This window comes from Gammaproteobacteria bacterium, from assembly GCA_024235095.1.
Lineage (GTDB): Bacteria > Pseudomonadota > Gammaproteobacteria > Competibacterales > Competibacteraceae > UBA2383.
Genome location: JACKNC010000001.1, coordinates 326,398 through 338,354 on the forward strand (window position 1 = coordinate 326,398; position 11,957 = coordinate 338,354).

At 55.4% G+C, this 11,957-nt stretch carries 6 protein-coding genes; all 6 read right to left on the bottom strand.

The genetic code is table 11. The annotated features are described in order from the left end of the window. Window positions 1-233: 233 nt before the first annotated feature. Window positions 234-1,319 (bottom strand): cache and HAMP domain-containing protein, encoded by a 1,086-nt coding sequence (locus H6973_01350; protein ID MCP5124315.1) that lies wholly within the window; start codon window positions 1,317-1,319, stop codon window positions 234-236. Between the two features lie 732 nt (window positions 1,320-2,051). Next, window positions 2,052-4,412 (bottom strand): efflux RND transporter periplasmic adaptor subunit, encoded by a 2,361-nt coding sequence (locus tag H6973_01355; GenBank protein ID MCP5124316.1) that lies wholly within the window; start codon window positions 4,410-4,412, stop codon window positions 2,052-2,054. 2 nt (window positions 4,413-4,414) lie between these two features. Beyond that, entirely contained in the window at window positions 4,415-7,600 is a 3,186-nt protein-coding gene (locus H6973_01360; protein ID MCP5124317.1) for a type I polyketide synthase, read from the bottom strand. 48 nt (window positions 7,601-7,648) lie between these two features. Next, a complete protein-coding gene (locus H6973_01365) occupies window positions 7,649-8,425 on the bottom strand; it encodes a pentapeptide repeat-containing protein (protein MCP5124318.1) in 777 nt (258 codons plus the stop codon). Between the two features lie 14 nt (window positions 8,426-8,439). Further along, entirely contained in the window at window positions 8,440-10,869 is a 2,430-nt protein-coding gene (gene lon, locus H6973_01370; GenBank protein MCP5124319.1) for an endopeptidase La, read from the bottom strand. 206 nt (window positions 10,870-11,075) lie between these two features. After that, the gene (locus tag H6973_01375) at window positions 11,076-11,912 is read right to left on the bottom strand and encodes a HEAT repeat domain-containing protein (GenBank protein MCP5124320.1); all 837 of its coding nucleotides are present in this window, start codon (window positions 11,910-11,912) and stop codon (window positions 11,076-11,078) included. Window positions 11,913-11,957 lie beyond the last annotated feature (45 nt).

Consider the following 11,957-nt stretch of genomic DNA (forward strand, 5'->3'; position numbering starts at 1 on the left):
GGAGGCATTTTTATACCAGAAATTCCCGGTATCTCAGTTAATCATTGATCTTCAATAAGTTTTTTATGTATATTCAAGATTACATTAAGAAAAATATCATTTAGATTCAACATGATGTAAAAATAGACTGGGAATTGCTGTTTTTATACAGCCTCTGGCAAGCCAACTCTTTAAAAAGAAAAATCTTCGTCTCCCCTCTCCCGCTTGTGGGAGAGGGGTTTTCATATAGCTTCTTAGGACTTGAGACGCAGGCGCTCAAGCGCCATTTTCAAGCTAACTCCCATACGCTCGATAGCGCGTGCTAAAGCACCGATCTCGTCATTGCGATCAGTCGCAACAATTGTTTCATTCAATTCGCCTTTGCTAATTTTATTTGCAACTATAGTCAGTTGCTGAATCGGCTTAGCTAAGCGCTGTGAAAAAAGATAACTAATCGCGATAATTAGAATCAAGCTGAAACCCAACAAGATAAAAGAGTTTCGCTGAACTTCATACAGAGAAGAAAATGCCTCGTCGTAGTCCTGTTGCACGATCACAGTCCAACCCTGACTAGTCTTTTGGGTATAAGCAATAACACTCTTACCGTCTTCTTCATAGACTATCAACCCATTATTTGATTGTGAATTATGCAACGCTGGATGTTGGCTAAAATCTTGCAAAGCTTCACGTAAAACTTCGGGCCTGCCATGCGCAATAGCTTTGCCAGCTTGATCTAGCAGAATAGCAAACCCAGTCTGTCCAATCTTAGCATTCGTAATTGTCTGTGAAATATCCTCCAAGTGCATAGCCATTGCAATCACCCCCAGTCCTTGCTGCTTGGCATCGGCAATAGAACTGGCCAGAACCAAGGCCGGCTTACCAGAAGTTCTACCTATTAAGACTTGCTGACCTAAAGGCTTACCCGCTATGACTTCCTTAAAATATTTGCGATCGCCATAATAAGTGGTAGGGTTATCATCACTACGACCGATATTTTGACCATCAGACCGGACAGTAAAAACCAGATAGGACCATTGATAAGATTCTACGATCGTCTTGAGTACAGGATTTTGCTGAGCCGCATCCATTGAACGAATCGCCTCTAGACGAGAATTTTGCTGCAAAACCTTGATGTTCATATCCAGCCAGTCGCCTACTTGATTAACCAAACCAGTAGCTGTCTTATTAAAAGTTAAGGCGACTTGATCACCCCAGGTTTCTTTGGATCGATAGTAATTCAAATACCAAAGACTTCCAAATGGCACGAGTGTTACCATCAGCATGATCGACAAAATCTTGGTAAAAATATTTAATTTTAAAAATGCAGTCTTCTCTGACATCGCATGGACCTCTTGATTTAAGATTGATAGTTAAAAGATTTATTAGTCGATACAGAAGCCAACTTTCTGGAGTCCCTATCACTCAAGGCTCTATTCTATATCAGTACTATCATTCACTAAATTCTCCAAAATAATGGCAACTGTATTGTACACATGAACCGATGTAACTCTCCATATGATACCAGTCAAATCGCTGCACAAACCGGTGCTTATCAAAAAGCATTTTATTTTCATAATGATATTCCTTAACTTTTTCATGATGTTTATAATAAGCATTTTTTAGGCCATTCTAGGAAATGGTATCATGTTTATAGTCAATATTAATTTGATCTGCCCTAGTTATCATATCAAAAATAATTAAAATTAATTACTTATATAAAATATCGCCCGCTTGGCGCAAAAGAGGCGCGCTATCCAGCCAACGGCGAGCGCTGTCATGATCTGGCAATATACTAGTCACAAATTTTACTTTTCAAGAGCTCTTTTCTAGCTATTGGTTCAAAATGAACCACTGTCTATCTCAGATACACCACAAGTAGGGCGCACGAGCGTCATTGTGGTTGAGAGACCCATTCCATTCAATTGGGTTTAGGCGGATTAACGATGGCGCGTGCTGGATTGCCTGCCCTCTTCCCTGTAGCCAGTCGAAAATAAAAATTTTTTAAAGGGATGATGAAGTTACATTCATCAAAATAGCGTAGATTCCCAGAGCAAATTCTGTTCCGGCAGATCTCAAGGCAACCATGACCACATTTCCAGCATCACAAACCGCACCAGCGCCCGAGTGAAGGCGACAATGGCCCATTGCTCGCCAGCGGCGATCTTGGCGAACCCGGTCATTTGCGATTTCAGCAATCCATCCGGATTGGGGATTTCAATGATCACCCGCACGGCGTGCATGAACGGATTGGCCGGGTTCGGTTCAACGACTGGGGCAACGGCGGTCACGCGACCGGTGAAATCGCGCAGCGGATAGGCCCAGACCCGCAATTGCACCGGCGCATCAGTGCGCACCTCGCCAATATCGGTTTCCGGGGCCAGGATTTCAGCGCGCATGACCCGATGATCTTCAACGGTCACGAACAGATCGCCCTCTTTCAGATAATTTCCGGTCATGAACTCCGGGCGCGGCGTGACCACTCGCCCCGCGACCGGCGTTCGCAGGTAGGTTCTTTTTCGTTGCTCCTCAAGATAGGTTTGTTTGGCGCGCAACTGCTCAAGTTCAGCCTCTTTCGCCGTGACTTCCAGGGACAGTGGCGGGCTTTTGATCAAACTTAAATTCGCCTCGGCGACCGTGACCGCCGCCTGATCTACCTCGGCGGTCTTGACAGCCTCTTCATACTCCAGCGCCTTCACCACACCCTGTTGGTGAACCGGCTCCAGCAGTTCCTGGACCTTGCGACTGTGCTTTGCGCGCACCTGAGCCATCGCCAACTGTTGCCGCGCATATTCAATCGCTTCGGCTTTGGGGCCATGCTGAAGCAGTTCCAGTTCTGCCTGTTGACGTTTGATTTCAGTGGCAGTAACGGCAAGCTCTTGATCCTGTTGCCAGGTGCTGAGTTCAGCCAGCACCTGCTCCGGCGTCACCCACTCGTTTTCTCGAACCTGAACCTGCATGACGATGCCGGACGTGACCGCATGAATCTCGGCGCGTGCGGTGGGAAACAGGGTCACTTCACCGGTGACATCGTAGGAATAGGGCAGAAACGACGCCACTGCCAACAGTGTCAGCACGATCAGCCACAACCGATAATGGCGTTGCGGAGGGTCTCCGATCGGTTTCATTACCGCCGTGCCGGCTTTGCTCCCAACCAGCCGTTTCCCAACAGACTGGGCTGAGCTGGCCGCGCGCAGTGCGGTCCGCGCCTCTGCCCGCGCTTCAACTCGCGTTCTAATCCGTTGGCGCTTATGGGTTCGCCGATAGAGCCACCAGCGCATCACCATCGCCACCAGAATCAAAAATAATACTACGCCGATGCCTTGATATTGACTTTCCAGATAAATGGCCTTTGTCAGCATCACCATGGATAGCAACAACAGAACATAGGAGATGCTGGCGACGATGTATCCGACAAGGGCATATCTTTCCAGGGGCGCCAAACCTGCTGGTGGGCGACGACCGCGCACGTAAAGCCCCAAGACCCGAAATGCTCGATCTCGCAACCTGGGCAATCCCAAGTGAGTAGCCAACCAAACGTAGCCATCGCCCCACCAGAGCGGATTGGCAATAAACAGAAACGCCCCTAATCCCAGATGGCCCAGAAGAAAGGCGTAGGAACTCAGCGTAATACCGCTCTGATAGGTCAGCCGCCAGATCAGGATGCCGCCGACAAACAGCGTCAACTTGCTTAGCAGCGCCGCTCCAGACGCAGCCAGACGCTGCTGGGGCGGACGGGTGACCGCCCGAATCGACTTGCCGATAAAGAAGTGAGGGATGACCCCAAATTCCAATCGCAATCCAAACTGTTCCACTAATCCACCTACATAGGCGATAGCCACCCCCTGGGCAATTCGGGTGAACAGGTTGCTGATGAATAACCCCAGAGTGAACTTGAACAGCAGATGCGAACCCGGATCGGCAAAGATTTCCAGCGCACGCTGGTACTGTGGCTGGTTGTACAATATCACCAGCAACGCCAGGGGTATCCCAGGCGCCAACAACCAGGCTCCATGGCGCAACCACCCGATGCGAGACGCCAGCCAGGCAAACATCCGGTTAGGATTGAAGAATACCCATTGATACAGGTCGCGCCCTTGCTCACCGTCATCGGCATCCACTGACGTTATATCCTCCATAACCGGCGACATGGGTTCCAGCAATCCCAATGCCGCCATGTCCTGGTAAAACTGATGGAGCTGATCAGCCGTGATGGTCAAACCAAATCGCTGCGTGAAATCGACCTGAATGACTTGAGGATCAGTGGTGCGACTCAGCACCTGACAGAGAAAAACCTCCTCCTCGCCCAACTCAAAGCGTTCGCCGCTGACCGGATTGCGCACCTGAAAACGTCCAGCGGTCGCAGTGGCTTCAAACTGAAAGTCCGGTTGCAACCGCCAGCGAATGGACTCGCCCTGTTCTTCGCTTTCCGCCACGCTCACTGTCCCCGCCGGCGATCCAGCCAGGCGTTCATAACCTGTCCCTGCTGACGCAGAAATTCCTGCATGAGATCAAAGTGTCCGGCCAATGCAGCGGATTTCTCCCCTTGGTGCAAGGGAGATAGGGGGGATTTTGACAGCGATGGAATGGGTTTGGGGTGAATCCCCCCCGGCCCCCCTTTTTCAAAGGGGGGAGCGGGTTGATCCTTGTCAAAGGGGGGAGCGGGTTGATCCTTGTCAAAGGGGGGAAACTTAGGAGAGGGGGCGGTTTTGCTTAGTAATTGCCGCAATTGCTCGGTCATTGGCTCCGAGGGCTGAATTAGCGGAATAGCGGTCGACAGGTACGGCGCTGACTCGCTTACCGGTTGTGGCGTTCCGCCGTAGAGAGGCTCCAAATCGACCGGGACGCCGTGGGCGAATAATTGGCCAAGCAGGTGGCGCAACTGCTGATCAGCGCCGCGCCGGCGATCATCGCAGGAGACCGCCACATGCAGTCGATTACGGAGAATGTCCCGGACAAAGGCGGTCAGGTGGCTTTCCGGCCCCGCTTCGATAAACACCCGCACGCCATCCCGATACAAATTCTCAATGCTCTCGCGAAAGCGCACCGGGCACGTGTACTGGGCGGCGGCGGTGTCGCGAATCGCCTCAGCTTCGCTGGGGAAAGGTTCAGCGGTCACGCAGGAATACAGAACCTGCTCGGTCGGCGTAAAGTCCACCTCGGCAAACAGACTCCGAAACGCCTCGGCCATCGGCGTCATTAATGACGTGTGGTAACCCCGATCCAGCGCCAACTCCGTGCAGAAACCGCCTCGTTGTTTCAGTGCGGCGTGGGCGGCGGCAATCGCCTCGGCAGGACCAAACAGGATGAACTGGTTGGAGCAATTATCCATGGTCAGATGCATCCGCGCATCAGCCGCCAGCACATCCCGCGCCTCTTCCAGCGTCAGCGCGCCGACCGACAATAATTTACCATCGGGAATCGCACCCGCCGATTCCAGTTCCCGATACAACGCATTCATCCGCCGAATACACGCTCCTACTCCAGCCTGATCCAACTGGATGACGCCCGAGGCGACCAGGGCGGCATTCTCTCCCGTGCTGTGCCCAAGCAACGCTTCGGCGCGAATGCCAAAGGTGGTCAACAGCGCAAATAATGCCTGATCGGTAACGAATACCGATTCCGAACCCAGTTCCATGCCTTGTAACTGCGCTTGCAGCCATTGCCGATCCTCGGCGTTCAATCCGGTCGGCGGCGGAAAGATTGCCTGACTCGGCGCAAGATCCCGCTCGCCAAGGTACAGTCCGTCGAGAAAATCAAACCAGCGCCGCGCTTCGGGAAATTCCACCGCCAAATCCCGCAACATATCGGGATACTGGGAATTTTCCCCAGGGAACAACAATGCTACACAACCCTCTGCCGGACGTGCGCTGAAATAGACGCCATCACGGGTTTGCAGACGATCCCGCGCCGGATCGGCCAGCTTATTCAACACTCCCGCCAGGCGGTTCTCCAAGGCGCGATGATCCCCGGCCACTATCGCCAACCGCTCGCCGCCTTCACTGCGCTGACGCCAGAGTTCAGCAGCCAGGGCGCGTAAGTCCATTGCAGGAACGCTTTGCAACCGCTCTCGCACCTGTTCAACCTGTTGCAGCAGTGCGGCTCGATCCGGTTGGGCGAATAGGAACAGCTCGTTGCTGCTTTTCCAGCGCCGCCCCAGGAACGCCGACAGCGGTTCAGCGCCTTGACCGGGCGCTTCTTCGAGAATGGCGTGGGTATTAATGCCACCGAAGCCAAAGGCGTTCACCCCGGCGCGGCGCGGCGTTGGGCCGCCGTGAATCCACGGACGGGTTTCCGTGTTCAGGTACAGACGACCTTGGCCCGAAGTTAAATCCGCGCGCGCTTCATCGCACAGAGTCGGCGGCAACACCCGGTGATAGAGCGCCAGCGCCGTCTTGATCAGCGACGCTGCGCCCGCCGCCGGGATGCAATGGCCAATCATTGACTTGACCGAACCCAGAGCGACATCCGGCAAACGTCCCTGGCGTTGGCCTAACACTTGATGTAATGCCTGCACTTCCGTCTCGTCGCCCAGCGGAATACCGGTGCCGTGGGCTTCAATCAACCCCACGCTGGCGGGATCAAGTCCGGCCTGTCGCCAGGCGCGACGTATTGCCAGCACTTCGCCTTCCAGACGCGGGGCCATCAAGCCCTTGGCGCGGCCATCGGAAGACTGGCCAATGGCTTTCAGAACAGCATAGATTCGATCACCGGCCCGTAAAGCGTCATCCAGCCGCTTCAACGCCAGGACGCCGCCGCCTTCACCTAGCAAGGTGCCATCAGCCCCGACAGCAAAGGGACGGATGCGGGACTTTCGCGACAACGCGCCCAGCTCGCAGAACACCATATGCACCAACGGCGGGGTTGAAGTATTCACGCCGCCCGCCAGCATCAAATCAGCGCGCCCCAACCGCAATTCCTGCATGGCGTGTTCAACTGCGATCAATGACGAGGCGCAGGCGGCGTCGATAATGTAATTCGGCCCCATCAGATTCAATCGGTTAGCGATGCGCCCGGTCATCATGTTCGGCACCAGACCGGGGATGCTATCGGCATCCATCGGCAGCAGCGCGCTTTTCAACTGCCTTCTCAGTTCCCGCCGACGTTCGGCGCTCATCTCCGGCAGGGCCGCCGCCAGCAGGTCCAGCATCTGATCGACAATCATGCCGTGCTGAACACCGTTAACGCTGGCCCGGTTGGGATGGATGCCATGCCCCAGAATGATGCCGGTGGCTTCCGGGCGATAATCATTCTCGTTGATGTGCGCATCTTGCAGCGCGGATTTGGCTAAATCCAGCGCATGAAACTGATCCGGTTCGCCACTGGCCACCGAGACCGGCATGATGCCGAAAGCGCGGGCGTTGAACCGGGACAGTTCCTTGAGAAAGCCGCCGCGCCGGGTGTAAATTTTGGCCCGCTCCAGAAAACCGCCGCGCGAATCATCCTCATGCGTGGTTCCGGCAACCGGTTCATAAAAGCGGTTGGCGTTCCAGTCAGGCAAGGGTTCGTCAATGGCGTCACGCTTGCCGAGGATGTTCGCCCAATAGGCCGCCAGGTTTTCCGCCTGGGGAAACAAGCCAGCCATGCCGACGATGGCGATATCGCTATTTTGCGTGGCGCTCATGTCAATCCCAGTCCACTGATCACTGCATATCTGCCGGTGATGGCCATCCTATCGACACTCACCCACTGACCCTGGCCGACAACGCTGGCGATTGATCCAGATCGTGCTATCGAGCTGGGCGTCGGTGAAAAGCGCGCTATCGATTCGCGCTTCCGCCAAAGTCGCCTGACTGAGATCGGCGCCGGTAAAGTCGGCGCTTAGCAAGTTTGTCCCGTCCAGCCGGGCGCTGCGCAGCTTGGCCCCGGTCAGCGCCGCATCTTCCAGCACGGCTCGACTCAACACAGCATCGCTTAAATCGGCATTGGCTAATTTAGCGTCGGTCAAATCCGCTTGAGCCAAATTCGCCTGATTCAGTTTCGCCTCACTCAGATCAGCCCCGATCAGTTCCGCCTGATACAGCCGGGCATTACTCAAGTCCGCCTTGCGCAAATCCGCCTTGGTCAGCACGGCCCGGTCCAGCCTCGCCCCGCTCATGCTGGCTTCGGCGAACACCGCCTGATCAAGTTGCGCCGACACCAGGCGCGCCCCGCGCAACGCCGCTCCGGTGAAATTCGCCTTGTTGAGTATAGCCCGGCCCAGATCCGCGCCGCTGAGTCGCGCGCTGCTCAGATTAGCGCTGCTGAGGTTGACCTGGGTTAGCACGGCTTCACGTAAATCAGCGCCTTGCAGATCAATTCCTTGCTTATCGCAATGCAGCCAATTGACCCGCCTGGCGGGAGGATCGTCGCAGGCGGTCCAACCCATGGCGGGCGCCTGGAGCAACGTCAGCAAACAGAGCGGCGGCAATAACGCGGCGCGGGTCTTGCCAGGAATCATCGCTGTCATCACAAACCGTGTCCTCAGCCGGGATGCCCGGCAGCAAAAACCAGATCGACTACCTGCTGAAACCGCTCGACAAAGTGAACCGTCAAACCTTCACGGATATGATCCGGCAATTCGTCGAAATCGCCGCGATTGCCTTCTGGCAGCAGAATCTCGTGAATGCCCACCCGGCGGGCAGCGATCAGCTTCTCGCGGACACCGCCAATCGGCAACACTTGCCCGGTCAGCGTCAATTCACCGGTCATCGCCAGTGGTCGCGCCGTGGTCTGGCCCTGCGCCAGCGACAACAGGGCGGTGGCCATGGTAATGCCGGCGCTGGGGCCATCCTTGGGCGTAGCGCCCTCCGGAACATGCAAGTGGACGAACGCTTCGTCAAAGAACTTGGGATCGGCCTGATAATCCTCCAAATGGGCGCTGACATAACTGTAAGCGATATTCGCCGATTCCTGCATCACTTCGCCTAATCGTCCAGTGAGTTTGAAGCCACGATTCTTGGTATGGATCAGACTGGCTTCCACATTCAGCGTCGCGCCGCCCAGCGCCGTCCAGGCCAAACCCGTCACTACGCCAACCCCAGCCATCAAAGTTTCCGTCTTGAACGGGGGTTTGCCCAGATAGCGATCTAGGTCGATGCGATTAACGGCGATCTGCCCTTCTTGTCGATTTTCAACAATCTGCACTGCACTTTTGCGAACAATGCGCCCGAGTTGTTTTTCCAGATTGCGCACTCCGGCCTCGCGGGCATAACCCTCGATGATTTGTTGTAACGCCTCCTCGTCGAGCTGGATGCGGTCGCGCTCCAACCCACTCCGCTCCAGCAGCCTTGGCCAGAGATGGTTACGGGCGATTTGCAGCTTTTCGGCGGTAATGTAGCCGGACAAACGAATGTTCTCCATGCGGTCGAGCAATGGCGCTGGAATGGTGTCGAGCTGATTAGCGGTGCAGATAAACAGCACTTTGGACAGGTCAAAACGCACATCCAGATAATGATCGAGAAATTCGGTGTTCTGTTCAGGGTCGAGCACTTCCAGCAATGCTGAAGCGGGATCGCCATGATACGACGCGCCGATCTTGTCAATCTCGTCCAGCATGATGACCGGATTAGCCGTCTTGGCGTCACGAATGGCCTGGATGAATTTGCCGGGCAATGCGCCGATATAAGTGCGGCGGTGCCCCTTGATTTCAGCCTCATCACGCATTCCGCCCAGACTGAGCCGGTAGAACTGGCGGTCCAACGCGGCGGCCACCGAGCGGCCAATCGAGGTTTTACCCACGCCGGGCGGGCCGACCAGCAGGATGATCGAACCGCCAACCTGCCCTTTCAGCGCCCCAACCGCCAGGAATTCAATAATCCGGTCTTTCACGTCAGCCAAGCCATCGTGATCGCGATCCAACACTTCACGGGCGTGTTTGAGATCGAGATTGTCGGTGGAATAAGTCCCCCACGGCAGATCGGTCATCACATCCAGGTAATTGCGGGTGACGGCGTATTCCGGGGAACCGGTTTCCAGAATCGACAGCTTGTCCAGCTCCTCGTCAATGCGTTTTTTAGCGGCCTCGGGAACCTCGCGGGTTTCCAGCCGTTCCCGGAAACGGTCGACATCGGCGGTGCGGTCGTCCTTGGCAATGCCCAGCTCCTGCTGAATCGCCTTGAGCTGCTCGCGCAGAAAAAACTTGCGCTGGTGCTCGCTCATCTTCTCTTCGACCTGCTTGCGAATCTTGGTCTGAAGTTGGGCGACCTCCAGTTCCTTCTTGATCAGCACGATAACTTTTTTCAAGCGCTCCAGAACCGGCGCGGTAGCCAGGATTTCCTGCAATTCCTCTTTGCTGGCGGTCGTCAGACTGGCGGCGAAATCGGCCAGCGGCGAAGGATCATTGGTGTTGAAGCGATTGAGAAAAAACTTGAGTTCCTCGGAATACAGCGGGTTAAGCGGAATCAGTTCCTTAAGGGTATTGATCACCGCCAGGGAATAAGCGCGCAACTCGTCGGGACCTGCGTGCTCGGCGCTCTCGTCCAGATACTCAACCTGCACATGATAGGGCGGTTGGATCGACAGCCAGCGCTCGATGCGAAACCGGCGCAGACCCTGAGCGATGAATTGCAGACGCCCTTCGTTGCGCGCCAATTGGTGCATGCGGGCCACCGTGCCTACTGGATGAAAATCATCGGGATGCGCATTTTCCGCACTGTCCGGCTTGACCAGAATCAGACCGATCACCCGTTGATCGCGGTTGGCCGCCGCTTCAATGGTCGGCAGCCAGGGTTCTTCATTGAGTAATAGGGGTAGAGCCTGCGCCGGGAAGAAAGGCCGTTCGGAGAGTGGCAACAGGTACAAGGTATTGGGCAGAATGTCGACGGCGGGAACAATATGATTGGCGGGCGTCTCGGAGACATCGTTGTCCTCGCGCACGACTTCCGCTTCGATAGCTTCTTCGTGGTCGGTCATGATTTTTCACGCGGCTGTAAAGGATATTGCTCTTCTAAATGCGGGCAAGGTAGCGGATTGTCAAGAGTAGCTATCTCACTACCTGTGTAGTCAGTCGATTCCAAACTATGGTCATGAACCTTCATGGATTTCCCGCAATGGTCGCAAAGAGTCAATGCGCTCTTCCAGCCGGTGAGATCGGCAATGTGACGATCAATGTACTCTCATCACCGGGGAAGACCGCTCACCATCGCTTTCCGCACCGCATCAATTTCCCCGGAAGTGAATCGCTGTTGGTCAGTGACCGTAAAGTTCACTGGCAAATTCAGCCGCTTGACCAAGCTGACCACGGCCAGATCGCACAACCGCCGCTGGGGCTGAACGCCAGAGGGTGCGCCGCCGCCAATTTCATGGGTATCGTCCAGCGTGCTGGCCAGCGCATGCAAGACTTCGAGTGAGTCGATTTCCCGCAGCACCGACAATAAAAATTCCCGCTCTGCCAGCGAACCGTCGGCGCTGGTTTGCAACAGCGTCAACCGCGCAGCCCGATCACCCAGGCGGGAGAGACTCACCGCGACCGGTAACTGGACGGGCACGACCGGCGCCCAGGTTGCCAGCTCGGTTTGCGCATCCCCGGCCCGGTCGCGCAATGCTTCCAGCGCTTTGAGACTGGCTTCGTCCGGGAAGTAGCCCAGCAACAGGATAGCGGCGGCGGCATCATTGCCTTGATCGAGACTGGCGCGTAGCGCCTCGCCAAGTTCAGGCCGCTCTGCGAGTTGCAGGGGATCATGCCGTTCATAAAGCGCCAGCGCCGCCCGAGCGCGGATGTCCTGCAACGGATCGCCCAGGGCCTGCGTCAGCAAAGGAATGGCGGCGGGGTCATCGAAGGCAGTTAACAGCGCGACGGCTTGCAGGCGCACCATCTCATTCTCATCGCGCAGATACGGTTGCAGATGCGGAATGACGCCAGCGCCTTGTTCGCCCAGTTGCGAAACCGGTTCGTAGTTGCCCTCTCGGGCAGCCGCGAAAGCCGCGTTGACTTGATTCGCAATATCATTGTTCATAGCAATTCCTCGGGGAAACTGAAAGACGAGCAGGACCGACACGAG